This window comes from Micromonospora sp. II (assembly GCF_001709195.1).
Classification (GTDB): domain Bacteria; phylum Actinomycetota; class Actinomycetes; order Mycobacteriales; family Micromonosporaceae; genus Micromonospora; species Micromonospora chalcea.
In genome coordinates this window covers 37,267-61,232 of record NZ_LYXF01000010.1, presented here as the reverse complement: position 1 = coordinate 61,232, position 23,966 = coordinate 37,267, and the positions used below count along the sequence as shown (strand labels likewise).

General features: G+C 73.2%; 23 protein-coding genes. 8 read left to right on the top strand and 15 right to left on the bottom strand.

Annotation, left to right across the window (positions count from 1 at the left end; genetic code table 11):
• Positions 1–11: 11 nt before the first annotated feature.
• Both A8711_RS06625 and A8711_RS06620 read right to left on the bottom strand, forming a co-directional pair.
• Positions 12–761: a sugar isomerase domain-containing protein gene (locus tag A8711_RS06625; protein WP_030500334.1), complete on the bottom strand. Its 750-nt coding sequence runs from the start codon at positions 759–761 to the stop codon at positions 12–14.
• On the bottom strand, positions 758–1,705 hold the full coding sequence (locus A8711_RS06620) for a MurR/RpiR family transcriptional regulator (RefSeq protein ID WP_043329763.1): 948 nt from the start codon (positions 1,703–1,705) through the stop codon (positions 758–760). The genes A8711_RS06625 and A8711_RS06620 overlap by 4 nt, the downstream gene beginning before the upstream one ends.
• A 157-nt stretch (positions 1,706–1,862) precedes the next feature.
• Between A8711_RS06620 and A8711_RS06615 the strand changes: the two genes are divergently transcribed.
• Positions 1,863–2,852, top strand: coding sequence for an N-acetylglucosamine kinase (locus A8711_RS06615; RefSeq protein WP_069087758.1), 990 nt, complete (start codon positions 1,863–1,865; stop codon positions 2,850–2,852).
• 16 nt (positions 2,853–2,868) lie between these two features.
• Here the strand turns inward: A8711_RS06615 and A8711_RS06610 are convergent, their stop codons facing one another.
• The 7 genes from A8711_RS06610 to ngcE all read right to left on the bottom strand — a co-directional run bounded on the left by A8711_RS06610 (position 2,869) and on the right by ngcE (position 7,859).
• Positions 2,869–3,300, bottom strand: coding sequence for an SRPBCC domain-containing protein (locus A8711_RS06610; RefSeq protein ID WP_043329759.1), 432 nt, complete (start codon positions 3,298–3,300; stop codon positions 2,869–2,871).
• Positions 3,293–3,613, bottom strand: coding sequence for a helix-turn-helix transcriptional regulator (locus A8711_RS06605; protein ID WP_030500330.1), 321 nt, complete (start codon positions 3,611–3,613; stop codon positions 3,293–3,295). The genes A8711_RS06610 and A8711_RS06605 overlap by 8 nt, the downstream gene beginning before the upstream one ends.
• Entirely contained in the window at positions 3,606–3,977 is a 372-nt protein-coding gene (locus A8711_RS06600) for a VOC family protein (RefSeq protein WP_043331143.1), read from the bottom strand. Before A8711_RS06600 ends, A8711_RS06605 begins: the two co-directional genes overlap by 8 nt.
• Before the next feature lie 85 nt (positions 3,978–4,062).
• Positions 4,063–4,548, bottom strand: a complete 486-nt coding sequence (locus tag A8711_RS06595; RefSeq protein ID WP_064445368.1) for a hypothetical protein — start codon at positions 4,546–4,548, stop codon at positions 4,063–4,065.
• 85 nt (positions 4,549–4,633) lie between these two features.
• Positions 4,634–5,539, bottom strand: a complete 906-nt coding sequence (locus tag A8711_RS06590; protein WP_069087727.1) for a carbohydrate ABC transporter permease — start codon at positions 5,537–5,539, stop codon at positions 4,634–4,636.
• Positions 5,536–6,444, bottom strand: coding sequence for a carbohydrate ABC transporter permease (locus A8711_RS06585; protein WP_030500326.1), 909 nt, complete (start codon positions 6,442–6,444; stop codon positions 5,536–5,538). Before A8711_RS06585 ends, A8711_RS06590 begins: the two co-directional genes overlap by 4 nt.
• Positions 6,444–7,859 (bottom strand): N-acetylglucosamine/diacetylchitobiose ABC transporter substrate-binding protein, encoded by a 1,416-nt coding sequence (gene ngcE / locus A8711_RS06580; RefSeq protein ID WP_069087726.1) that lies wholly within the window; start codon positions 7,857–7,859, stop codon positions 6,444–6,446. Before ngcE ends, A8711_RS06585 begins: the two co-directional genes overlap by 1 nt.
• 163 nt (positions 7,860–8,022) lie before the next feature.
• Between ngcE and A8711_RS06575 the strand changes: the two genes are divergently transcribed.
• Positions 8,023–9,402, top strand: coding sequence for an acyltransferase (locus A8711_RS06575; RefSeq protein ID WP_069087725.1), 1,380 nt, complete (start codon positions 8,023–8,025; stop codon positions 9,400–9,402).
• A 3-nt stretch (positions 9,403–9,405) separates the two neighbouring features.
• On the opposite strand, the gene A8711_RS06570 is transcribed toward A8711_RS06575, so the two are convergent.
• Positions 9,406–10,701 (bottom strand): aspartate aminotransferase family protein, encoded by a 1,296-nt coding sequence (locus tag A8711_RS06570; RefSeq protein WP_069087724.1) that lies wholly within the window; start codon positions 10,699–10,701, stop codon positions 9,406–9,408.
• A 117-nt stretch (positions 10,702–10,818) separates the two neighbouring features.
• On the opposite strand from A8711_RS06570, the gene A8711_RS06565 reads away from it, so the two are divergent.
• The gene (locus A8711_RS06565) at positions 10,819–11,781 is read left to right on the top strand and encodes a hypothetical protein (protein ID WP_069087723.1); all 963 of its coding nucleotides are present in this window, start codon (positions 10,819–10,821) and stop codon (positions 11,779–11,781) included.
• A gap of 56 nt (positions 11,782–11,837) precedes the next feature.
• Here A8711_RS06565 and A8711_RS06560 read toward each other — a convergent pair whose 3' ends face one another.
• Positions 11,838–12,524: a hypothetical protein gene (locus A8711_RS06560; RefSeq protein ID WP_030500321.1), complete on the bottom strand. Its 687-nt coding sequence runs from the start codon at positions 12,522–12,524 to the stop codon at positions 11,838–11,840.
• A gap of 344 nt (positions 12,525–12,868) precedes the next feature.
• Here A8711_RS06560 and A8711_RS33050 point away from each other — a divergent pair, with 344 nt between their 5' ends.
• From A8711_RS33050 to A8711_RS06545, 3 genes are all read left to right on the top strand, one after another.
• Complete coding sequence (locus A8711_RS33050; protein ID WP_043329745.1) at positions 12,869–13,627, top strand: TetR/AcrR family transcriptional regulator; 759 nt, start codon at positions 12,869–12,871, stop codon at positions 13,625–13,627.
• Between the two features lie 185 nt (positions 13,628–13,812).
• Positions 13,813–14,427, top strand: a complete 615-nt coding sequence (locus tag A8711_RS06550) for a DUF6230 family protein (protein ID WP_030500319.1) — start codon at positions 13,813–13,815, stop codon at positions 14,425–14,427.
• A gap of 1 nt (position 14,428) precedes the next feature.
• A complete protein-coding gene (locus A8711_RS06545) occupies positions 14,429–14,965 on the top strand; it encodes a DUF6114 domain-containing protein (protein WP_069087722.1) in 537 nt (178 codons plus the stop codon).
• A 1-nt stretch (position 14,966) separates the two neighbouring features.
• On the opposite strand, the gene murD is transcribed toward A8711_RS06545, so the two are convergent.
• On the bottom strand, positions 14,967–16,313 hold the full coding sequence (murD, locus tag A8711_RS06540) for a UDP-N-acetylmuramoyl-L-alanine--D-glutamate ligase (RefSeq protein WP_043329742.1): 1,347 nt from the start codon (positions 16,311–16,313) through the stop codon (positions 14,967–14,969).
• A gap of 86 nt (positions 16,314–16,399) precedes the next feature.
• Between murD and A8711_RS06535 the strand changes: the two genes are divergently transcribed.
• Complete coding sequence (locus A8711_RS06535) at positions 16,400–17,749, top strand: hypothetical protein (protein ID WP_043329741.1); 1,350 nt, start codon at positions 16,400–16,402, stop codon at positions 17,747–17,749.
• Between the two features lie 219 nt (positions 17,750–17,968).
• Here A8711_RS06535 and A8711_RS06530 read toward each other — a convergent pair whose 3' ends face one another.
• From A8711_RS06530 to A8711_RS06520, 3 genes are all read right to left on the bottom strand, one after another.
• Positions 17,969–19,642, bottom strand: coding sequence for a PucR family transcriptional regulator ligand-binding domain-containing protein (locus A8711_RS06530; protein WP_069087721.1), 1,674 nt, complete (start codon positions 19,640–19,642; stop codon positions 17,969–17,971).
• A gap of 78 nt (positions 19,643–19,720) precedes the next feature.
• The gene (gene argG, locus A8711_RS06525) at positions 19,721–21,172 is read right to left on the bottom strand and encodes an argininosuccinate synthase (RefSeq protein WP_064445361.1); all 1,452 of its coding nucleotides are present in this window, start codon (positions 21,170–21,172) and stop codon (positions 19,721–19,723) included.
• A 44-nt stretch (positions 21,173–21,216) separates the two neighbouring features.
• Positions 21,217–22,173, bottom strand: coding sequence for a TrmH family RNA methyltransferase (locus tag A8711_RS06520; RefSeq protein ID WP_369830103.1), 957 nt, complete (start codon positions 22,171–22,173; stop codon positions 21,217–21,219).
• On the opposite strand from A8711_RS06520, the gene A8711_RS06515 reads away from it, so the two are divergent.
• Entirely contained in the window at positions 22,131–23,963 is a 1,833-nt protein-coding gene (locus A8711_RS06515; protein ID WP_069087720.1) for a thiamine pyrophosphate-requiring protein, read from the top strand. The two genes, A8711_RS06520 and A8711_RS06515, sit on opposite strands and share 43 nt — an antisense overlap.
• Positions 23,964–23,966: the final 3 nt, after the last annotated feature.

Here is a 23,966-nt window from a genome sequence, read left to right as displayed (position 1 = left end):
GTGGTGTCGGGTCAGGCGGTCCGCCGGAGGCGCCCGGCGTACCGCGACTCGAGGGCGAGGTTGTGCTCGTCCCCACCGGGGACGTTGGCGGAGAGGTAGACAGGGGGTACCTCTCCGGCCTGGTGGAACCGTCGTACGACCTCGGCGGTCAGCAGCTGCGCCAGCAGCGCCGCGGTGACCGAGGAGACCGCACAGACCGCGCCGCCGCCCTCGAGCGGCAGCAGTGCGTCGCCGTACGGCGCGCCGTTGTCCAGCACGACGTCGGCGAGGTCGGCGAGCCGGTGCCCGGACGGGTGCCGAGGAGCTACCCGGGCGGTGTGCTCGACCGAGGTGACAGCGATCAGCTGGTGGCCGCCGCGCTTGACGAGCGTCGCCAGCTCGACCACCGAGCCGTTGATGCCGGACTGCGAGGCGACCACGAACACGTCCTCCGGCTGCGGCGCCGCCAGCGCGTAGAGCTGGTGCGCCACGGCCGGGTCGCGTTCCAGTTTCGGATCGGCGAGCACGTCGCGGGGCGCGTCGCCGTGCAGCACGAGGTCGTGCAGGGAGAGCCGGTTGGCGGGGACCAGGCCGCCGGCCCGGGCGACCAGTTCGGCGGCGAACGCCTCGGAGTGACCGGCGCCGAACGCCTGGAGGACGCCGCCGGCGCGCAGGCCGGAGGCGATCAGGTCGGCCGCCCGGTCGACCGCGACCGCCTGGGTGTCGACCAGCCGGTCGAGCACCGGGCGGACCGCGTCGGCGTACCGTTGGGCACTGATCATGAGAGGGACCCCTTCGCGGCCTTGTGCCCGTCGACGGCCTGGGCGGTACGCCGGAAGGCCGCGTGGGCGCGGTCGTGGGTACGCTGCGCCACCGCGATGTAGAGCAGGTCGAGCACGACGAGCTGGGGATGCCGGGCGGAGAGCGCGTCCGGCCGGAACGTGGTCGCCTGACTGGCGGTGACCAGCACGATGTCGGCCAGCTCGGCCAGCGGCGAGCGGGGGAAGCCGGTCAGCGCGACTGTGGTCGCGCCGCGGCTGCCGGCCTCGGCGAGCAGCTCGATCGTCTCCCGGGTCTGCCCGGTGTGCGAGATGCCGAGCGCGACGTCCCCGGCGCCCAGCAGCGCGGCACTGGCCAGCCCCTCGTGCACGTCGTTCCAGGCCCACGCCGCGACCCCGATGCGGTGCAGGCTGAACTGCATCTCCTCGCCGACCAGCGCGCTGCCGCTGGCCCCGAAGATGTTCACCCGGCTGGCCCCGGCGATGGCGACCGCAGCCCGTTCCACCTCGGCCAGGTCCAGCAGCGCGGCGGTGTCGTGCATGGCCCGCGTGTCGGCGGCCATGATCTGGTCGAGCACCCGGGACAGCGGGTCGCCGGGCTGGATCTCGCGTCCGATGTCGACGGTCCAGCCGGCGGAACGGGCCCGTCCGGTCTCGGCGGCGATGCCGAGCCGCAGGTCGGCGTACCCCTCGAAGCCCATCGCCCGGCAGAACCGGGTGATGGTCGCCGGTGACGTGCCGCTGCGCTCGGCCAGTTCGACGATGGTGGCCCGGGCCGCCGCCTCCGGGTCGCTGAGCACGTGCTCGGCGACCCGGCGCAGCGCGCCGGTCAACTCCCCCGCGCCGGCCCGGACCCGGGCCAGCACACCGTCGGCGCCCAGCCGGTCGGCCGGACCGGCATCGACCACCGCGGTCGCCGCGGAAGTCTCCACCTCGTGCTCGACCATCGGCGGGCGCCTTTCGGAAAAGAGTGTTAACTGTTAGTGGTAAAAGTTCTTACTGAAGGCCCCTCCGTGTCAAGGCCGTGGGCGAAGTTTTCAAACTGTTACCTGGCGCACGACCGCGATCTTGCGTCCGGCGACGCGGCCGACCAGCATGGGGACCATGTCGGACACCGTCGTGGTCGGCCTCGACGTCGGGGGTACGTCGACCCGCGCGGCAGCGCTCAGCCTCGACGGCGCCCGCCTGGGCGAAGGCCGGGCCGGCGGCGGCAACCCGACCAGTCACGGCGCCGACCGGGCCGCCGCCGAGCTGCTCGCCGCCCTGCGCGCGGCGCTCGCCGGCATCGACCCGACCCGGGTACGCGCCGGCGTCATCGGCCTCGCCGGGGCCGGCCGCCTCCTGGCCGACCCGAACGGCCGCGACGCGTTCGACAGCGCCTGGGCCGAGGCGGGACTGCGCTGCCCGTACGCGGTGCACGGCGACGCGCTGGTCGCCTACGCCTCCGGCACCGCCGCCCCGGACGGCACTGTGCTCATCGCCGGCACCGGCGCGATCGCCGCCCAGGTACGCGACCTGCGGCTGGACCGTGTCGCCGACGGCCACGGCTGGCTGCTCGGCGACGCCGGCTCGGGGTTCTGGCTCGGCCGCGAGGCGGTCCGCCGGCTGCTGACCGGTCTGGACCGCGCACAAGCCCCCGGCGACCTGGGCCGACGGGTGCTTGCGGAGCTGACCGGCGCGACCGCTGTGGACGACCGCCCCCGTGCGACGGTCGACGCCGTGGTGCAGGCGGTGACCCGGCGACCGCCGGTGGAGCTGGCCCGGCTCGCGCCGCTCGTGGTGTCGTCGGCCCGCGACGGGGAGCCCACGGCGGTCGCGCTGATCGCCGAGGCCGCCGCGGCGCTGGCGCAGAGCGTGTCCCGGATCCGCCCGCCGGGAGCGGCCGACCCCGTGGTGCTCGGCGGCGGGCTGCTCACCGGCGACACCCCGCTGGCCGGCGCGGTACGCGCGGAGCTGGCCGGCCGCTGGCCGGACGCGCCGCTGCTCAGCGCCGGGGACGGGGCCGCCGCCGCGGCCTGGCTCGCCGCCCGGGACCTGCCCGAGGTGACCGACCCGGCGGCGCTGCACGCCCGCCTCGTGCCCCCACCCGCCTGACCCGCACTGCGGCGGGTCAGGGCAGCGCGGCCAGCGCGGCGGCGAGGCGCGCCCAGACGTGGGTACGCCAGCCGCCGTCGAGCAGCGTGAAGGTACGCCGCTGAAGCGGATCGTCCGGATCGAACCCGGCGTGCTCCAGGAACAGCCGGGTGCCCCGCCCCTCGGGCACAAGCGTCCAGGTGACCACCGTGTCGAGCGTGCCGCCGCGCCAGGCCCACCGCATCCGGCGCGGCTCGTCCAGTTCCAGCACCTCGCAGTGGACCGTCCCGTCGAACCGCTGGCCGGGTCGCGCGTCGGTCCGGAACGTGAACCGGTGCCCGCGTACGGGCCGGAAGTCGTTCGGCATGAGCCAGCGTCCGATCAGATCGGAATCGGTCAGCGCGCGCCACACCTTGGCGGGCGGGTGCGGCAGGAACTGGTCCACCGCGATGCGGGTCGGCTCACTCATCCGGCATCGCGTCCAGCACGTCGCCCAGGCCGGCCAGCCGCTGCCGCCAGAACCGCTCGTACGGGGTGAGCCAGTCGGCCACCTCCCGCAGCGGCTCGGGGCGCAGCGCGTAGACCCGCTGCCGGCCGACGGGCCGCTCGGTCACCAGCCCGGCGTCCTTGAGCACCCGCAGGTGCTCCGACAGGCTGGGACGCCGCATCTCGAAGCGGTCGGCGAGCCGCTGCACCGGCTGCTCCCCCTCGTCGCGGAGCAGCCGCAGCACCTCCCGCCGGGTCGGGTTGGCCAGCGCCGCGAACACGTCCGGCTCAGACACGGGTCTCCTGCAGGACGAGCCCGTTGCCGTCCGGGTCGGCGAAGGTGACATAGCGCCCCCAGGGCACGACCTGGACGCTGTCCTCGGCGAACGCCACCCCCCGCTCGCGCAGCCGGGCCACGTCCGCGTCGAGGTCGTCGCTCTCCAGCACCAGCCCGCGCAGCGAGCCGGCCGGCATGCTGTCGAACCAGGTGACGAGCGTCAGCGTGGTCACCGCGCCCCGGGGCGCCACCTGGACCCAGCGGCCGTCCGGCATCGGGTTGTCCCGGACCAGGTCGAAGCCGAGGACGTCGACGTAGAAGTCGCGGGCCCGGTCCTGGTCGCCGACGGGGACGGAGACGATCTGCGCGTGAGTGACGGACATGCCCGCCAGCATAGGTAGGAAATTTCCTACCGGTCAAGCGGAACGAAGGCCGGCCGGGATCTGCCGACCGGCCTCCGTCACCCGCTCAGGCGTTCGGACCGCCCGGCTGCCCCGGCTGCCAGCCCTGCGGCGCCGGCTGCCCGGCGTGCGGCGGGTACGCCGCGTGCTGCTGCGGCGCCTGACCGGGATACCCCTGCGGCGGCGCGCCGTACGGCGCCGGCTGACCCTGCGGCGCGCCGTACGGCGCGGGCTGGCCCTGTCCCGCCGGGTACATCCCCGGCTGCTGCGGCGCGCCCGCGAACTGCTGTGCCGCCGCCTGCTCGCGTGCCTCCTTGCGCGCCTTCACCGCGCGCACGATCAGCAGGATCGGCAGGACGAAGACGTAGAAGAAGATCCGGTAGCTGTCGCCGTCGAAGAGGAACAGCAGGTAGAAGCCGTACCCGAAGAAGGCCAGGCCGACGACTACGTTGAGGATGCGGGAGCCGGTCCCCTGTTCCTTGACGGCCACGCCTACCGCGACCATCGCGATGCCGCCGAGCAGCAGCAACAGCGTGTAGATGAGGAAGAACATGAGATTCCTGTCGATAGATGAGCGTGCCGGCCCACCCTAGGTCAGTTCGATCTTCCCCACTGCCCCGTTGCCTGTGGCAACCACCTCACTTGAGCTGCCCCGCGGTCAGTCCGGACTGGACCTGACGCTGGAACGCCACGTACACCACGAGGACCGGCAGCACCGCGATGGTCAGGCCGGCGAACAACTGGGCGTAGTCACCGGCGTAGCCCTGGCTGACCGCGAGCGAACTCAGGCCCTGGGCGAGCATCCGGTCCTGCCCGTCGCCGGGGATGAGCACCTGGGGCAGCAGGAACTGGTTCCAGTGGCTCAGGAAGTTGAAGATCCCGACACTGATCAGTCCCGGTCGCGCCATCGGCAGCATCACCCGGAAGAACAGCCGGAAGTGCCCGCACCCGTCGATCAGCGCGGCCTCCGCCACCGAGGTCGGCAGCGTCCGGAAGAACGCGGTCAGGAAGAACACCGTGAACGGCAGCGAGTAGGCGGTGTAGACCAGGATCAGGCCGGGCCAGGTGCCGAGCAGGCCGACGCTGCGGACCACGAAGAACAGCGGCACCAGGGCCAGGAACACCGGGAACATCATGCCGCCGACGAACAGGTAGTAGACCACCTGCCGGCCGCGGAACTCGTAGCGCGCGAAGACGTACGCGGCGGTGGCGCCGAGCAGCATGGTCAGACTCAGCGAGCCGGACACCACCACCAGGCTGTTGAAGAAGAACCGGCCGATGTGCGCGGTGCTCCAGGCCCGCGCCCAGTTGTCGAAGCGCAGCGCCTCGGGCAGCCCCCACGGCTCGGCGATGATCTCGCCGTTGCTCTTCAGCGAGCTGAGCACCATCCAGGCCAGCGGCAGCACCGTCATGGCCGCCCAGAGCATGAGGAAGCCGTGCGAGAAGACGTTCGCCACGCCCAGCTCACGCCGGGGCGGACGGTCGGCCGGGGTCGCCGCGCGGGTCGCCTCGGCGGCCGGGGCGCCGGTGTCCACGGTGGTCACGAGTACTCGATCCGATCGCGCCGGGCGGTGCGCAGCGCCAGCACCGCCACCGAGAGGGTCAGGAAGAACATCGCCACACCGATCGCCGAGGCGTACCCGAACTTGTTCTCGCTGCCGAACGACGTGTCGTACATCCGCAGCCCGATCACGTCGGAGGAGAAGTTCGGCCCGCCGTTGGTCATGAGCTGGACCAGGATGAAGCCGTCCAGCGCCGCGATGGCCAGGTAGATCCAGGCGACCTGAATGGTGTCCCAGAGCAGCGGAATGGTGATCTTCCGCAGCATCGTGGTGCGGGACGCGCCGTCGAGCAGCACCGCCTCGTAGATGTCACGCGGGATGGCCTGCATGGCGGCGCCGAAGAGCACCACGTAGAAGCCGACGTTGCTCCACACCATCACCGCCAGCACGCACCAGAACGCGAAGCGCGGGTCGCCGAGCCAGGCCGGGGTGGCCAGCCCGACGGCGCGCAGGGCGCCGTTGAGCAGGCCACTCGTCGGACTGTAGATCTCCTTCCAGAGCAGCGCGATGATCACCACGGAGAGCACCTGCGGGAAGAAGTAGACGAGCCGGTAGACCGAGGTGCCCCGCACCCCGGTCACCCCGGCCCGGCCCCGGCGGCCGCCCATGGTGAGCATGCTGGCGAAGAACAGGCCCAGCCCGATCGTCACCACCGGCACCACGGCGAGCAGGATCGCGTTGTTCTTCAGGGCGTTCCACACGTACCCGTCGTTCAGCAGCGTGCGGAAGTTCGCCATGCCGACCGGGTCGGCCTGCGCGGAGTAGCCCATCCAGTCGGTGGTGGAGATCTGAAAAGCCTGGAGGTACGGCGAGAGCACGAAGATGCCGTACAGCGCCAGCGGGGGCAGCAGGAACGTGAGGATCAGGGGGAGGCGACCCTGTCGCATCACGCGGACCGCTTGTACTTCTTGACCGAGCTGTCTCCGGCGATCGAGTCGGCGCCCTTCTGGCACTGGTCGAGGAACTCGGCCGGGCCGATCCGGCCGCTGAAGAACTCGCCGCAGGCCGCGTCGACGAGGTTGCGCTCCAGCTTGCGGTAGTAGTTGTTGTAGACCCAGTTGAAGCCGTTGGACCCGGACGCGTCGAGCGCCTTGACCACGGTGCTGAGCCCGTACGGCAGGTCGACGCCCTCGGTGGCGCCGGCGACCACGGGCAGGCTGGCGACCTTCTTGGTGAAGTCCTGCGCGCCCTTGCGGGACAGCATGGTCCGGAAGTACTCCAGGCCACCGGCTACGTTCTTCGCCTTCGCCGGCACCATGAACGGCTCGCCCGCGGTGCCGCGGATCGCCTCGTACGGCAGCTTGTCGCCGCTGCCCAGGCTCGGCGTGGGCGCGACCGTCATGTTGAAGCCGGGCGGGGTGACGTCCTTCTGCTCGCTCTCCAGCCAGGAGCCGCAGGAGATGAACGCGGCCTTGCCCTGGCACCAGGCGGTCTGCGACTGCTTGTGGTCCAGGCCCGGGGAGCCGGCGAGGATGAACTTGTCCTTGACGATCTGGTGCCAGGCGTCGGCGGCGGTCTTCATCGCGTCCGACTTCCAGGCGTTCGGCTCCAGGTTGTCGATGGCCAGCGCCACGGACGGGCCGCCGAACTTGATCGCGGTGGAGATCAGCGGCCAGCTCATGTAGCGGGGGTGCACACCGGCGTACGTCCAGGGGGCGATGCCGGCGGCCTTGATCCGGCGGCAGAGCGCGATGTGGTCGTCCCAGGTCTTGGCGTCCTCCCAGCCACGGTCGGCGAACAGCTTGGTGGAGTGCCAGATGCCGTACACCGTGTAGGTGTAGTTGAGGACCAGGAACCGGCCGTCGTAGGAGCCCACCTCCACGGTGCCGGGCAGCAGCGTGTCCTTGACCGTCTTGCCGGGCGTGTCGAGGCTGGGGGCGGCGAGCAGCTCGCCCAGGTCGGCGAGCGCGTTCTGGGAGACCAGGCCGTTGAAGTCGATCTGGCCGGCGCCGGAGTTGTTCACCACGTCGGGCGGGCTGCCGTCGACGAAGCGGGGCTGGAGCGTCTTGCTGATCTCCGCGGTGGCCGAGTGCTTGATCTCCGCCTTCGGGTACCGCTCCTTGTACATGGCCTCGTGGGCCTTGGCGTAGTCCTCCCCGAAGCCGCCGTTGAAGATCACCACCTCCAGCGGGGCGTCCTCGGCCACGCCGAGCGGGTTCTGCTCGCTCTTCGTGCCCTTGTACGCGCCGCCGTCGCCCTCGTCGCCGCCACCGGAGGTGGCGCAGCCGGCGAGCAGGCCGGCAGCAGGGGTGGCCAGCAGGCCGGCGGCGGCGCTGCGCCGAAGGATCTCACGCCTGTTCATCGCATCTCCTCGGTTCGGGTACGCCCGGTGAACGATCTGTCGCTTGTCTTCACATAAGGCATTTCCACTGAAGAATTTCTACGACAGTGCGACGGGGACCACAACCCCTCTCGACCGATCCGTTATCCGTACCGGTCGCGGCGCGCTGGCCTAGCCTGACTTCATGCGCCGCCTGCGGCAGCTCGCGCAACGCACGCCGCCGGGGCGGGAGCGCTACATCGACCTGCTCCGGGCGCTGGCCATCACCATGGTCGTGCTCGGCCACTGGGGCGTCACGGTGATCGGGTACGACAACGGCCGCCCCGCCGGCCACTCCGCGCTGGCGGACCTGCGCTGGGCCTGGCCGCTGACCTGGGTGGCCCAGGTGATGCCGGTGTTCTTCCTGGTCGGCGGCTACGCCAACGCCGCCTCGCTCACCTCACGCCGCCGCCGGGGCGGCTCGGCGACGGGCTGGCTGGTCGACCGCAGCGCCCGGCTGATCCGCCCCACCACCGTGTTGCTGCTGGTCCTGGCGGCGGGAGCGGGGATCGCCACGCTGCGCGGCGCCGACGCGGCGCAGGTGCGCGAGGTGATCTGGTTCGCCACCATCCCGCTGTGGTTCCTGGTCGCCTACGTCGCGGTGGTGGCGCTGACCCCGCCGATGTACGCGCTGCACCGCCGGTTCGGGCTCGCCGTGCCGGTGGCGCTCGTGGTGCTGGTCGCGCTCGGCGACCTCGGCCGGCTCCTCGGCCCGGCCGTGCTCGCCGACGGCAACTACCTGCTGGGCTGGCTGGCCGTGCACCAGGTCGGGTTCGCCTGGTACGACGCCGCCCGGCCGGACACCCGCGCCGGACACGCCGCGCCGCGTGGCCTGTTCCGCCGCCGGCTGCCGCTGTCCGGCCGGGCCGGCGCGGTCCTGCTCGGCGGCGGCCTGGTCGCGCTGGTGCTGCTCACGGTGGCCGGACCGTACCCGGTGGCGATGCTCCACGTACCCGGCGAGCGGCTGGACAACGCGGCGCCGCCGAGCCTGGCGCTGATGGCCGCCGCGGCCGCCCAGCTCGGCCTGATCCTGCTGCTGCGGCGCCCGGCCGGGCGCTGGCTGCGCCGGTCCGGCCCCTGGCAGGCGGTGCTCGCGGTCAACGCCGTGGTGCTCACCCTGTTCCTCTGGCACCTGACCGCCGCGGTGCTGCTGGTCGGCCTGCTGGACGCGCTCGGCGTGCTGCCCACTCCCCCGGTCGGCTCGGCGGCCTGGTGGGCGTGGCGCGTACCGTGGCTGCTCGCGCTGGCCGCGGTGCTGGCCGTGCTGGTCGCCGTCTTCGGCCCGGTCGAGGCCCGGACCCGCCGTCCGGCCGCGACCGGCCCGGCCGGCGTCGGGAGGCGGCGGCTGCGCGCCGGGCTGGCCCTCGCCGGGTACGCGGGCGTGCTCGTCGGCCTGCTGCTGAACAGCCTCACGCCCAAAGAGGGACCGGAGCCGCTGGGCCTGCCCGCCCCGGCGCTGGTGGCGTACCTGGCCGGGGCGGGTCTGCTGCGGCTGCTCAGGTCCGGACGGGACCGGCCGGGCTGATGGTCACGCCTCGATCGAGGCGCGGATCGCGTCGACCAGGATCGCCAGGCCCTCCCGGGCCTCGTCCTCGGTGAGCGTCAGCGGCGGGCCCATCCGGATCACGTTGCCGTACAGGCCGCCCTTGCCCACCAGCAGGCCGCCGGCCCGGCACGCCTCGAACACGCGGGTGGTCAGCGCCGCGTCCGGCTCGACGGTGCCCGGGTGGACGAACTCGACGGCGAGCATCAGGCCCTTGCCGCGTACCTCGGCGACCCGGTCCAGACCGGCGGTGGCCGCGCGCAGGCCGTCGCCGAGGATCGCGCCGACCCGGGCGGCGTTGCCCTGGAGGTCGTGGTCGAGCAGGTAGTCGAGCACCGCGTTGCCGGCCGCGGTGGAGACCGGGTTGCCGCCGAACGTGGAGAAGCTGATCGCCGGCACCGACTCCAGCACCTCGGCCCGGCCGACCACCCCGGCGAGCGCGAAGCCGTTGCCGATGCCCTTGGCGAAGGTGAGCAGGTCCGGGGTCACGCCGTGCGCCTGGTAGCCCCAGAAGTGCTCGCCGGTACGGCCCCACCCGGTCTGCACCTCGTCGCTGATCAGCAGGATGCCGTGCTCGTCGAGCACCTTCTTCCAGGCGGCGAAGAGCCCGTCCGGGCCGTGCACGAAGCCGCCGACACCCTGGACCGGCTCGGCGATCAGGCAGGCCACCTCGCCGGCGGTCTGGGTGGCGAGCACCTCGCGCAGGTCCTCGACCGCCGCGTCGACCCGGTCGGCGGCGTCGAGCCGGGCCAGCAGCCCGCGCAGCCGCTCCCCCGAGTGCAGCCAGGCCACCTGCAAGGGGTTCAGCGCGCTGGCCGACCAGCCGCGGTTGCCGGTGACGCCCATCGTCGCGTACGACCGGCCGTGGTAGCTGTTGCGCACCGCGAGGATCTGGTGCGAGCGCCGGTGGTTCGTGGCGACCAGCAGCGCGGCCTCGTTCGCCTCGGTGCCGGAGTTGGTGAAGAACACGCGGGCGTCCGGGATGCCGGAGAGCCGGGCGATCTTCTCGGCCAGCTCGACCTGCCGGCGGATCAGGTAGAGCGTGGAGGTGTGCACGAGCCCGGTCCGCAGCTGCCGCTCGACCGCCTCCCGGATCTCCGGGATGTCGTGGCCGACCATCGTGGTCAGCACGCCGCCGAAGAAGTCCAGATAGGTCCGGCCGGCCGCGTCGGTGACCCGGCGACCGGACCCGGCGACGAGTTCCAGCGGTTCGGCGTAGTAGAGCGGCATCCAGGACGGGAGCACGGCGCGGTGCCGGGCCAGCAGGTCGTCGGAGGTCATCGGCGCACCCTTCAGCGGAGGTGGATCCCCGCACGTTCCCACCACGACCGGGGCCGGGACAACTGGCACTTCGCGGGCCGGCCCGGCGGTAGCATCCGGCGGGTGCGGACGGATCAGGTGACGTTGCCGGGCGGCGTGGCGGGGACGACGCGGGCGGACCTCCTGGCCGGGATCCGGTCCTGGGTGGAGTCCGCCCCGGTGCGGGATCTGGTGGCGCACTTCGGCGGCGACTGGCCCGACGGCGACCTCGCGGCGGTGCTGGCCGGCCTGGACGTGTTCTCCGCCCGCCGCTGGGACTTCCGGCAGGGACGGGAACGCCCGGACGCCCGGGAGCCGGCGTTCGACCCGGCCACCGCCGGGCTGGTGCTGCGCGCGGCCGCCACGCTGGGCCTGGTCCGCGCCGTCGCGCCGGCCCGATCCGGGTACGCGCACCTGCTGGTGCTCGGCGGGCTGGCGCACGCCTGCCTGCGGCGCACCGCGTACGCGGCGATGCTGGCCCGGACGGCGGCCGGGGTGACCGGCGAGGTGGCGGTGCTGGGCAGTTTCCGGCCGCTCTCGGCGGCCGAGTGCCGCACGCTCGACGCGGCCGGGGTGTCCGGCTGCGCCACCGAGGTCGACGTCCTCGACGCCGGGGTGCGGCTGGCGTGCGGGGTGGCCGAGCCGGACGACGAGCGCGGCGAGCCCGCCGGTCATCCGCACCGGTCCTGGTCCTCGCGCACCTACCGGCCGGCCGGGCTGCCCCCGGTACGGGTGCTCGCCGCGCCGTCGAGCGAGCCGGACCGGCGTCGCGCGCACACCGCCGACACGCAACGGTTCTGGGCCGAGCACGTGCGGCTGCGCGCGGGCGACGAGGTGCTGATGGTGACCGCACCGATCTACGTGCCGTTCCAGCACTGCGACGCGCTGCGGACGCTCGCCGTGCCGTACGGGTGCGGCATCGAGACGGTCGGCGTGGACCCGGCCGCCCGGGCCGCTGTCGACGTGCCGGAGCCGACCCTGACGCCGGGCCGCTACCTGCAGGAGATCCGGTCGGCGCTGCGGTCGATGCGCGCGCTGCACGCCACGTTGACGGCCGGCTGAACCGGCGTGCGGGCCGGCGCCCGGCGTACCGCCGCGCACCGGCCCGGGAGCGGGTGTCAGTTGACGTAGACCGCCGGGCTGCCGGTCTTGCTGGTGTCCTTCACCGGCGAGTACGAGGCGGTGAAGTACGCGGTGCCGAAGCACAGCGACGGGCCGGAGAACTTGGTCAGGGTCTGGTTGGTGAAGGTGATCGAGTTGGTGCCGTTGGACGCCGTACCGGTCAGCGTGTTCGTGCTGGTGCGGTAGACGCAGGTGATCGCGCCGAGCAGCGAGTTGAGCACGACGGTGCTCTGGATCGGCGCGGCCGCCGTGCCGGCGATGGTGACCACGCCGGCGCTGGTCACCGACGTGGTGTACGGCAGGTTGTTCACGGTGATGCTCTGCACGCCGGTGGTGCCGAAGACGTTCGTGGTGCAGCTGGAGAACGACTGCGCGGTCAGGCTCTCGGTCGCGGTGCCGGGGGCGGTCGGGTTGGTCAGCACCTTGGCGCTGAAGCTGGACGCGGCGCACTTGATGCCGGTGGTGCCGCTGGACGAGGAGTAGAACGTGGCGTTCGTGCCGCTGCGCAGGCTGGCCTGGATGACGTCGCCCACGGACACGGCGGTGCCGGCGACGGTCGGGTAGGTCAGCACGTTGCTGGCCAGCGAGGTGGTGGGTGCGGCGGTGGCGGGGGCGGCGCCGACCAGACCGGTCAGCAGCGCCAGGGCGGCGAGACCCGCGCCGATGCGTCCGTACCTGGGCATGGTTGTTCCTTCCGGCGGTGGGACAGGAAACGGTTCCGGCGGCGTCCGGGATGGACGGAGCCGGTGGGTGCGGCGGCCGGGCCGCCGATGGTGGTGGTGCGCCGTTGCGGCCTCAGCGGGCCGGGCGGCGTGGCGCAGTGCGGCGACGCCGCGTCACCTCGGTCTTTCCGGCCTTGGGGGGACGGGTGCGCGCGGCGATAATGGCAGCCATCCGGCCCTCCTTCGACACGTACGGGGTGACCGACGAGGAGAGATCACCAGCGGTGACGGGGCGTGAACTGAGCGTGTCGAAAGTTATAAACCCCGGAGGGTCGTAAAGTCAACGCATCGAGAGAGGTCGACAGGTGACCATCCCGAGCCCGCCGTCACCGGCACCCGCACCCCTGCCGGGCGCCCGCCACGGCCGCGACCCGGACCGCGCCATCAAGCGCGGCCCGCGCCGGGTGCCGGCCGAGGAGGTGGCGGCGACCCAGCGCGACCGCCTCTTCGACGGGCTGGTCCGGGAGGTCGCCGCCCGGGGGTACGACAACGCCCGGGTCAGCGACATCTGCCACGCGGCCGGAGTCACCCGGCCCGCGTTCTACGCGCTGTTCAACGGCAAGCAGGACGCGTTCCTGGCCGCGTACCGGCACGGCATCGCGGTGGTGTCGCACCTGATGGAGGACGCCTACCGCGACGCCGGCCCGGCCTGGCCGGACGCGGCACGCGCGGCGCTGCGCACGCTGCTCGACGTGCTGGCGAGCGTGCCCGCGTTCGCCCGGATGGCACTCGTCGAGGTGGACGCGGCCGGCCCGGACGCGCGCCGGGAACGCGACGCGCTGCTGCGCAGCTTCCGCCGGTTCTTCGCCGGCACCGGTCCGGAGCCGGCGGAGGTCGATCGCGACGCGCTGGTGTCCACTGTGGTCGGCGGCATCCACGCCACCATCCGTGAGCGGGTGGCGCAGGGGCGGGCCGACGAGCTGCCGGCGCTGCTGCCGGTGCTCACGTACGCGGCCACCGCGCCGTTCCTCGGTCCCGAGGGCGCCCGGCGCGCCGCCCGGGCCGCCCGACCGGACGACGGACCGGCCGCCACGGCGCCGTGCGCGCCGCCCGCTCATCCCTGACCGATCAGAAACCGCAGCGGTTTTTCACTTTGGCCGCTTTTGGCAAATGCCGTCCAATGATCTGCTACAGGCAGTTGACCGGCCCTTTACTCAGCGGTAACTTCGGCCTGCGCCCACCCGGCGCGGACGCCCCGCGAATCCAATTCACATCGTCGCGGATGAATTGATCTCGAAAGGGAGCCAGCATGTCGGAGCAGATCGATCAACCGAGAAGCGGCGTACGCTGGCGCCGGTTCGCCGTCACGCTCGGCACCGTGACCGTCGGCGCGGCCGGCATGGTGATGCTCACCGCGCAGGGTGTCCTCGGCGCGCAGTTCGCCATCTCGGGCATGCCGTTCACCGTCACCGCCGACAAACTGGAGGGGACCGGGTTCGAGCAGTTCGCCACGCTCGACCAGATGATCCCGGACAGCCCCAACCAGGGCGACACCGGCGGGCAGGTGCTCGTGATCGTCTCGGCCATCGACAAGGCCGAACTGACGAACCTCTGCCAGAGCATCAACCTCGGCGGAACCAACCTGCGGATCACCGCCGGCAATTCCGGCAAGCCGGTGACCGCCCGCACGCTCGTGGTCGACGGCGACGAGATCGCCGGCAACGCCTCCTTCAAGAACATCGACGTCGGGCAGGACGCCAGCACCGTCGACAAGGTCCCCGGGGTCAAGGGCAACCCGGGCGTGTTCGCCCAGCAGGCCGACACGGTGACCATCACCAACCTGCGGCAGAACAACTACGCCACCACCGCCGCGATCTTCACGCTGCCCAACCTGCGCATGGGCTTCAGCTCCGACGGGTGCTGACATGAGCCCGGGACAGCACACGGCCGCCGGCGTCCGCGCACGCTGGCGGCGCTGGCGGCGCGCGCGACCGTTCACCGCCGGGCTGCTCATCGCGCTCGGCGGCGCGGAGATGCTGGTGACGCTGCGCGCGCCGCTCGGCGTCCTGCTGCACGTCGGGCCGCAGGGCCTGGCCGCGTACCTGGTCCCGGCGATCCTGGTGATCTGCGGCGTGCTGCTGATCACCACCCCGCAGCAACGGGTCTTCTACGCGGTGCTCTCCCTGGTGCTCGGGCTGGTCTCCTGGCTGACCTCGAACCTAGGCGGGTTCCTGGTCGGCATGCTGCTGGCGCTGGTGGGCGGGGCGCTCGCGTTCGCCTGGACCCCGGTCAAGCAGCGGCCGGCCCGCGCCGAGGCGACACCCGCCGCCGGCACGGCGGTCGCCGCCACCGCGCCCGGGCCGCGTGAACCGGTGGACAGCTCGGCGCCCACCGAGTCGCTCGACGCGCTCCTGTCGGCCGAGCCGGGGCCGTCGCGGGACGCCCGGGCGGAACGCGGCTGACTCAGCGGGCGGTGTCCGCCACCGCCTGCGCGAACACCTCGGAGCGGTGCTCGAAGTTGCGGAACCGGCCGTAGCTCGGCGCGGCCGGGGACAGCAGCACCACCCCGCCGGCCGGGGTGAGCTTGCGGGACAGCCCGACGGCGGCGACCAGGTCGTCGGCCAGCTCGGTACGCACCGACGGCAGCCCGGACAGCGCCTCCACGATGCGGGGGCCGCTGTCCGGCACGCCGATCACGGTGATCTCCCGCTCGGCCAGGTGCGCGCGCAACGGGCTGTAGTCCAGCCCCCGGTCGGCGCCGCCGACGATCACCGTCAACGGCCGCCCCTCGTACGCGTCGATCGCGTGCATGGCCGCGTACGGGCTGGTGGCGAGCGTGTCGTCGACGAACGTCAGCCCGGACGGGTCGGCGATCTCGGTGAGCCGGTGCGCCAGGCCCTGGAACTCGGCGACCGCGACGGCGAGGCTGTCCTTGCGCGCCACCACGTCGACGCCGAGCGCGTCCAGCACGGCGAGCGCGACGCAGAGGTTGCCCTCGTTGTGCCGCCCGACCAGCGGCAGCACCGCGCGCGGGAACAGCGGCGTGTCCCGCAGGTGGAACCACTGCGTGCCGTCCGGGCCGGAGGACACGTGCGTGGTGTCCGGTGAGCCGGCCCGGATCGCGGCCCGGTCGCCCAGCTCCGCGGCCAGGCGCGGGTCGGCGCCGTTGACCACCACGGCGTGCGGGCCGTGCGCGACCAGGTTCAGCTTGTCCCGGTAGTACTCCCGCTCACCGCCGTGCGCGTCCAGGTGCTCGGGGAACAGCGCTGTCACCACCGCCACCCGGGGCGAGTCGGTCAGGTCGGCGCACTGGTAGCTGGACAGCTCCAGCACGTACAGCTCCGCCTCCGGCAGGTCCAGCAGCGGCACCCCGATGTTGCCGCCGAACACGTTCGGCCGGTCCATCGCGGTGAGCAGATGGCTGATCAGGCTGGACGTGGTGCTCTTGCCCTTGCTGCCGGTCACCCCGACGGTCCGGTCCGCGTGGTCGGCCATCCACAGCGCGCTGCCCTGCGTGACGGGCACGGACCGGCGGCGCAGCTCCACCATCCACGGGTGCGTGTTCGGCACGCCCGGCGAGCGGACCACCACGTCCGCGGCGGCCAGCCGGTCGAAGCCCGCCTCGCCGGTCACCAGCGGCGCCGCGTCGGCCAGCGGACCTTCCCAGGGCAGCGTGAGGAAGTTGGCGCTGTCGTCGACGACGACCAGGCCGGCCGGCCCGTGCGCGGCGATCGCGGTCACCGCGGCCCGGCCCTCGCGGCCGGCGCCCCAGACGGCGACATGACGTCCGCGCAGATCAGACAGGCGCACGGGCTCTCCTCGGACTCGGTCGGTGCACGGCGGTGGGGGTCGGCCCAGCCGGACACGGGCGGACGAACCAGGGCCTAGTATGGCGTGTGCCCAACGAGCAGCTGCGGCGGATGGACGCCTTCACCTTCCCGTCCTACTCGATCGACTTCGCCACCGGCGAGGTCCTGTTCGACTACGCCCTGACCGGTCCCGACGGCGAGCAGCGATTCACCGAGGTGATCACGCTCCCGCTGCCGGCCGAGCCGGTCCCCGACGCCACAGCGGCAACCCTGGCGCGGGTCCTGGAGCTGCTGCACGTGGTCGCCGGCGTCAGCTACTACAAGGCCGCCGCGCCACCCCGGCTGGTGCTGCCCGCGCCGCTGGGCGCCGCCGCCGTCGAGCTGGTCACCGCCGTCTACACCAAGGGCCTCGCCGAGTACGCGTACCGCAACGAGCTGCCGCACGTGCTGGAGCTGCGCCCCGAGGTGCCCGCCGGGACGGTGGCTCCGGCGGCGGCGCTGGACAACTCCGACCGGCGGCCGCTGTCGGCGGTGGGCGGCGGCAAGGACTCCATCGTCACGCTGGAGGCGCTGCGCCGCGCCGGCCTCGACCCGGTGCCCTTCTCGGTCAACCCGAACCACGTGATCGTGGCGGTGAACGAGGCGTCGGACCTGGTGCCGCTGGCCGCCCGGCGGCGGCTGGACCCGGTGCTGTTCGAGCTGAACGCGGCCGGCGCGCGCAACGGGCACATTCCGGTCACCGCGATCAACTCGCTGATCGCCGTGGCCACCGCCGTCCTGCACGGGCTCGGCCCGGTGGTGATGTCGAACGAGCGCTCGGCGTCCGACCCGAACCTGATCTGGAACGGCCACGAGATCAACCATCAGTGGTCCAAGGGCGTCGAGGCGGAAGGGCTGCTGCGCGCGGCGCTGGCCGAGCACGCCGGGCTCACCGAGCCGTACTTCTCGCTGCTGCGTTCCCTGTCCGAGCTGCACATCGCCCGGCTGTTCGCCGAGATCGACCGGTACGACGCGGTGGTGACCAGCTGCAACGCCGCGTTCAAGCTGCGCGACGCGAGCGAGCGCTGGTGCCGGGACTGCCCGAAGTGCCGCTTCGTGTTCCTCGCCATGGCCCCGTTCATGCCCCGGGAGCGGCTGACCGGCATCTTCGGCGGCGACCTGCTGGCCGACGAGTCCCAGGTGCCCGGCTACCGGGAGCTGCTCGGCGTCGACGGGCACAAGCCGTTCGAGTGCGTCGGCGAGGTGGAGGAGTCGGTGGTCGCGCTGAGCCTGCTCGCCCAGCAGGACCAGTGGCGCGACGCCCCGGTGGTACGCGCCCTGGTCGCGGCCCTGCCCGACACCGCCTGGCAGGCGGCCGCCACTTCCGACGTGTTCACCCCCGCCGGCCCGAACTTCGTCCCGCCCCCCTACGCCAAAACCCTGACCGCCCTAACCTGACCCACCCCCACCCCCACCCCCCGCCCGCCCGCCGCGTTGATCATGAAGTTGGCGGGGCGAATCCGGGCAAAACACCGGCCTAACCTCATGATCACCGCCTCGGCCCCATCGATCTTGGAGTTGTGGCGGCGCGCATAAGCCGCGGTTCTGGGCATCCTGGGCGCCACAAGTCCAAGATCGGCGGGGTCGGCGGGACCGGCGTGACGGCCCGGGGGTGGGTCAGGGGGTTCGGATGGCGTCGAGGGCCAGCAGGGCCACGTGCAGGGACAAGCACCTGTCGACCGAGTCCAGGTCGGCGTCGAGGATGCGGCCGATCCGGGCCAACCGCTCGTAGAACGCCGGCCGGGAAAGGTGCGCCGCGGCAGCGCCCGCCGACTTGTTCCGCCCCTGCTCCAGGTACGCGCGCAGCGTGCCGAGCAACTGCTCACGCGGGTGCTGGGCGTCGTACGCGAGCAGTGCCCCGAGTTCGCGCTCGACGAACGTCTGCAGCCGGGGCTCGTCGCGCAGCAGGTGCAGCAGACCGGCCAACCCGACGTGCGGCAGCCGGTAGCAGGGCAGGTCTCGGGGGTCCCGCCGCGCCGCCTCGGCGATCTGACGCGCCTCGACGAGTGAGCGGCGCGCCTCGCGCAGACTGCCCACGCCCGAACCGGCCGCCACCACGGTACGGGTGGCCGGAGGGCGGGACGGGGCGGCGTCGAGGCGTACCCGGCGCAACGCCGTGGCGAACGCGGCGAGTGCCTTCTCCTCGTCGGCCGCGTCGGGCAGGGCCAGCAGCGCCCCCACCGCATGGTCGTCGACGGCGCTGGTCAGGGCGGTGAGTTTGGCGTCCCGCACGGCCTGGCCGACCGCCTCGGCGAGGTCGCGCAGGCGGGCCGGACCGGCCTCGGGGTCGGCGTCGGCGCCCGGGCCGGCGGCCGGCTCGTCGCCACGGTGCCGGACCACCACGCCGACCAGGTGCCGTCGGTCCAGGACGACGCCCAGCGCCTTGGCGCGCAACGCCACCTCGTCCACCGGGCGGGAGTGGTCGATGAGCGCGGTCAGCAGCGTACGGTGGATCTGCCGTTCCAGGCCCTCGGCGTCGCGCCGGATCAGCCGCCCCAGGGCCAGCGTGGAGGCGGCCCGCTCGATCAGGATGGTCAGCCGGGTCGGCGGGGTGGACTCGGCGACGGGCCAGCGCAGCAGCAGCCGTCCCCAGTCCTGCCCGCGCGCCCCGACTGTGGTGACGAGCCAGCCGCTGCCCGGGTCGTACGCGGTGCGCCCGGCCGGGCGGATCTGCCGGGAGTGCTGTTCCCAGCCGTCCAGCAGCAGTTCCGCGTTCTCCCCCGCCGGGTCGTACGCGAGCACCTGCCGGGACAGGTTCTCCAGCACCATCGGGCAGCCGGCCAGTTCGGCGGCCTGCCGCAGCACCTCGGCCGGTTCGGCGCCCTCCACCGACAGGTCGGTGAACCGCTGGTGGATCTCCTCGGTGGCGCGCAGCTCGGTGAGCTGGGCGTCCACGATCAGCCCGTGCACCGCCTCGGTGATCCGGACGAACGGGGTGCCCCGGCGCAGCTCGATCAGGGGCAGGCCGCGGCGTTCGGCGGCGGCGGCCATCACCCGGGGCACTCCGGTGAGGTACCGGCGGCCCAGCTCGACCACCAGTCCGGAGGCGCCGACGTCGGCCAGGGTGCCGATGAACTCGCGCAGCCCGGCGTCGTCGGCCGGCAGCCCGATCCCGGTGGTCAGGACCAGTTCCCCGCCGCCGAGCAGGGTGGCGATGTCGGGCACCTCGGCGATGTGCACCCACCGCACCGGCCGGTCCAGCCCGGCGTTCCCGGCGACCAGGCGCGGCGCACCGTGGCGCATCGGCACCAGGTCCAGGACCTCACGCACGGTAGGGAACACGGGCGACACGCTACCCTGCGTCACCGTCGTTGCCGAGGGCCGCACCGGCCGGCTCGCCGGGGAGGACGAGCCGGCCGGGCTGCGGGATCAGTCGACGCCGAACTCCATGGCGGCCCGGTCGAGCGCCTCGTCCTCGGCGGTGGGCACGCCCCGGGACGCGATGGCCTCGGCGCCGCCCTGCGGCATGGCGCCGATCAGCCCGGTCGAAGCGGCCTGGGCGGCACCCACGACCCGCTGCGGGTTGCCGCCGCCGACCATGCCGACGGAGGCGTACTGCTCCAGCTTGGCCCGCGAGTCGGCGATGTCGAGGTTGCGCATGGTGAGCTGGCCGATCCGGTCGGCCGGGCCGAACGCCGAGTCCTGGGTGCGCTCCATCGACAGCTTGTCCGGGTGGTAGCTGAACGCCGGGCCGGTGGTGTCGAGGATCGAGTAGTCCTCGCCCCGGCGCAGCCGCAGCGTGACCTCGCCGGTGACCGCGGTGCCGACCCAGCGCTGCAGCGACTCGCGCAGCATCAGCGCCTGCGGGTCCAGCCAGCGGCCCTCGTACATGAGGCGGCCGAGGCGGCGGCCCTCGTTGTGGTAGTTGGCGAGCGTGTCCTCGTTGTGGATGGCGTTGACGAGCCGCTCGTAGGCGGCGTGCAGCAGCGCCATGCCGGGGGCCTCGTAGATGCCCCGGCTCTTGGCCTCGATGATCCGGTTCTCGATCTGGTCGGACATGCCCAGGCCGTGCCGGCCGCCGATGGCGTTGGCCTCCAGCACCAGGTCGACGGCGCTGCCGAACTCCTTGCCGTTGATCGTCACCGGGCGGCCCTGGTCGAAGCCGATGGTGACGTCCTCGGTGGGGATCTCCACGGACGGGTCCCAGAACTTCACGCCCATGATCGGCTCGACCGTCTCGATGCCGGTGTCCAGGTGTTCGAGCGTCTTGGCCTCGTGGGTGGCGCCCCAGATGTTGGCGTCGGTGGAGTACGCCTTCTCGGTGCTGTCCCGGTAGGGCAGGCCGCGCTCCAGCAGCCACTCCGACATCTCGGTGCGGCCGCCCAGCTCGGTGACGAAGTCGGTGTCCAGCCACGGCTTGTAGATCCGCAGCTGCGGGTTGGCCAGCAGGCCGTACCGGTAGAACCGCTCGATGTCGTTGCCCTTGAACGTCGAGCCGTCGCCCCAGATCTGCACGTCGTCGGCGATCATCGCGCGCACGAGCAGCGTGCCGGTCACGGCCCGGCCCAGCGGCGTGGTGTTGAAGTAGGCCCGCCCGCCGGAGCGGATGTGGAAGGCGCCGCAGGTCAGCGCCGCCAGTCCTTCCTCGACCAGGGCGGCGCGGCAGTCGACGAGGCGGGCGACCTCGGCGCCGTAGGTGTGGGCGCGGCCGGGCACCGAGGCGATGTCGGGCTCGTCGTACTGGCCGATGTCGGCGGTGTAGGCGCACGGGATGGCGCCCTTGTCGCGCATCCACGCGACCGCGACCGAGGTGTCGAGGCCGCCGGAGAAGGCGATGCCGACACGTTCGCCGATGGGCAGGGAGGTGAGAACCTTGGACACAAGGAAGATTATGCACGCCGTCGCATGGTCATGCAAGCCGGTCGTCAGAGCGGGTCGTCCCGCCCCAGCTCCCAGAACGCCACCGCCGCCGCGGCGGCCACGTTCAGCGAGTCCACGCCGCGCCGCATCGGGATCACCACCCGCACGTCGCTGGCGGCCTGCGCCGCCGCGGTCAGTCCCGGCCCCTCCGCCCCGAGCAGCAACGCCGCCCGCTCGCGCTGCGCCGGGGTCAGCCGCTGCATCGGTACGGCATCAGGCGCGGGCGTCATCGCGAGCACGGTGAACCCGGCCGCGCGGACCTGGTCCAGCCCGCCGGGCCAGCTGTCGAGCTTCGCGTACGGCACCGCGAACACCTCGCCCATGCTGACCCGTACGCTGCGCCGGTAGAGCGGGTCGGCGCAGGTCGGCGACAGCAGCACCGCGTCGACGCCGAGCGCTGCCGCGCCCCGGAAGATCGCGCCCAGGTTGGTGTGGTTGTTGACGTCCTCCAGGATCACCACCCGCCGGGCGGCGGCCAGCACCTCGTCGGCCGAGCGCAGCGGCTTGCGGTGGAACGACGCGAGCACGCCCCGGTGCACGTGGAAGCCGGTGGCGCGCTGGAGGACGTCCGGCGTGGCCGCGTACACCGGCGCGTCACCGGTGTCCAGATCGGCGAGCTGGTCCACGCGCTTGGCGTCGACCAGGTACGACCGGGCCGGGTAGCCGGCCCGCAGCGCCCGCCGCAGCACCAGCTCCCCCTCGGCGATGAACAGCCCGTGCGGCGGTTCCCAGCGGGTACGCAGCTCCACGTCGGTGAGCGCGCGATAGTCGGCGATCCGGTCGTCGTCGGGGTCGGTGATCTCGTGGACGGGCACCACGCGATTCTGCCCGGCCCGCCGGGCCGCTCCGGCACGGGCCGGGTTTCCGCCGCCCCGGGCGGGGAACGGAGCCGGAAGGCCGACGCGACGGAGGGACCACGATGGGCGCGGATCACGACGGCAACCTCCCCCGCGACGCCACAGTCGCCGACTACCTGGTGGCCCGGCTCGCCGAGTGGGGCGTGCATCGCTACTACGGCTACCCGGGCGACGGGATCAACGGCATGACCTCGGCGCTGCAACGCGCCGAGGGACGCGCCCGGTTCATCCAGGTCCGGCACGAGGAGACCGCCGGTTTCGCGGCCGGCGCGCACGTCAAGTACGGCGGCGGCCCGCTCGGCTGCGTGGTGGTGACAAGCGGCCCGGGCGCGATCCACGCGCTCAACGGCCTCTACGACGCCAAGCTCGACCACCAGCCGGTGGTGGCGCTGCTCGGGCACACCGCGCTGCCCGCCGAGGGCGGCGGCTACTACCAGGAGGTGGACCTGCTCTCGCTCTACAAGGACGTGGCGTCGGCCTTCCTGGCCCAGCTCGACGATCCGTCGCAGGCCCGGCACCTGGTGGACCGGGCCTGCCGCACCGCGCTGGCCCGGCGTACCGTGACCGCCCTGGTCCTTCCCTCCGACGTGCAGGACCTGCCGGCGGTGCCGCACCCGCCGCACGCGCACGGCTACTACCACACCAGCGCGGTGCCGAGCAGCGAGCCGACAGTGCCGCCGGAGGCCGACGTGCGCCGCGCGGCCGAGGTGCTGCGCGGCGGCGAGCGGGTGGCGATGCTGGTCGGGCAGGGCGCGCTGGGCGCCGAGGACGAGGTACGCCGGATCGCCGACCGGCTCGGCGCCGGGGTGGCCACCGCGCTGCTCGGCTTCACCGCCGTCGACCACCGGCAGCCCTGGGTGACCGGCGCGATCGGCCTGCTCGGCAGCCGCCCCAGCTGGCAACTCATGCGCGAGTGCGACCGGCTGCTGATCGTCGGCAGCCAGATGCCGTACTCGGAGTTCTACCCGCCGGAGGGGCAGGCCCGGGCGGTGCAGATCGACATCGACGGCAGCCGGATGGGGCTGCGCTACCCGACCGAGGTGAACCTGACCGGCGACGCCGGACCGACGCTGCGCGCCCTGCTCCGGGAGCTGGGCCCGGGGCCGGGCCAGACCGCCTGGCGGGCCACCCTCGCCGACGCCACCGGCAAGTGGCGGGCCGCGCAACGCGAGGTGGCCGCGCAGCCGGCCGACCCGGTCAACCCGCAGTCGCTGTTCACCTCGCTCGACGACGCGCTGCCGGACGACGCCGTGCTCGCCGTGGACTGCGGCACCGCCACCGCCTGGTACGCCCGGCACGTGCGCGTGCGCCCCGGCATGCTGGCCAGCCTCTCCGGCACGCTGCTGTCCATGGGCGGCGGCATGCCGTACGCGCTGGCGGCGAAGTTCGCCCACCCGGACCGCCCGGTGATCGCGCTGCTCGGCGACGGCGCGATGCAGATGAACGGCGTCAACGAGCTGATCACTGTGGCGAAGTACTGGCGGGAGTGGGCCGACCCCCGGTTCGTGGTGCTCGTGCTCAACAACCGTGACCTCGCGTTCGTCAGCTGGGAGCAGCGGTCCAGCGAGGGCACCCCGATGTTCCCGGACAGCCAGGACCTGCCGGACGTGGCGTACCACAAATGGGCGGAGGTGCTGGGCCTCGGCGGTGAGCTGGTCGACTCCCCCGACCGGGTGGACGGCCTGTGGCAGCGGGTGCTCGACGCGGACCGGCCGGTGGTGGTCAACGCGGTGGTGGACCCGGCCGAGCTGATGTTGCCGCCGCACTTCACCGCCGAGCAGGCCCGCAAGACCGCCGCGGCGGTGCTGCGCGGGGACAGCGACCGGGCCGGCATCGTGCGCCGCGGCGTACCGGCCGCGCTCGCCACGTACCGGCCCCGCCGCCGGGGCCGCTGAGGC

Bases quoted from the DNA above. Each gene is read 5' to 3' on its own strand.
- A8711_RS06620 (WP_043329763.1), bottom strand. From the start codon at position 1,705: ATGGTCGAGCACGAGGTGGAGACTTCCGCGGCGACCGCGGTGGTCGAT.
- A8711_RS06575 (WP_069087725.1), top strand. From the start codon at position 8,023: ATGCGCCGCCTGCGGCAGCTCGCGCAACGCACGCCGCCGGGGCGGGAG.
- A8711_RS06545 (WP_069087722.1), top strand. From the start codon at position 14,429: ATGAGCCCGGGACAGCACACGGCCGCCGGCGTCCGCGCACGCTGGCGG.
- A8711_RS06515 (WP_069087720.1), top strand. From the start codon at position 22,131: ATGGGCGCGGATCACGACGGCAACCTCCCCCGCGACGCCACAGTCGCC.
- A8711_RS06610 (WP_043329759.1), bottom strand. From the start codon at position 3,300: ATGAGTGAGCCGACCCGCATCGCGGTGGACCAGTTCCTGCCGCACCCG.
- A8711_RS06560 (WP_030500321.1), bottom strand. From the start codon at position 12,524: ATGCCCAGGTACGGACGCATCGGCGCGGGTCTCGCCGCCCTGGCGCTG.
- ngcE (WP_069087726.1), bottom strand. From the start codon at position 7,859: ATGAACAGGCGTGAGATCCTTCGGCGCAGCGCCGCCGCCGGCCTGCTG.
- A8711_RS06595 (WP_064445368.1), bottom strand. From the start codon at position 4,548: ATGTTCTTCCTCATCTACACGCTGTTGCTGCTGCTCGGCGGCATCGCG.
- A8711_RS06550 (WP_030500319.1), top strand. From the start codon at position 13,813: ATGTCGGAGCAGATCGATCAACCGAGAAGCGGCGTACGCTGGCGCCGG.
- A8711_RS06615 (WP_069087758.1), top strand. From the start codon at position 1,863: ATGTCGGACACCGTCGTGGTCGGCCTCGACGTCGGGGGTACGTCGACC.
- A8711_RS06625 (WP_030500334.1), bottom strand. From the start codon at position 761: ATGATCAGTGCCCAACGGTACGCCGACGCGGTCCGCCCGGTGCTCGAC.
- A8711_RS06600 (WP_043331143.1), bottom strand. From the start codon at position 3,977: ATGTCCGTCACTCACGCGCAGATCGTCTCCGTCCCCGTCGGCGACCAG.
- A8711_RS06570 (WP_069087724.1), bottom strand. From the start codon at position 10,701: ATGACCTCCGACGACCTGCTGGCCCGGCACCGCGCCGTGCTCCCGTCC.
- A8711_RS06585 (WP_030500326.1), bottom strand. From the start codon at position 6,444: ATGCGACAGGGTCGCCTCCCCCTGATCCTCACGTTCCTGCTGCCCCCG.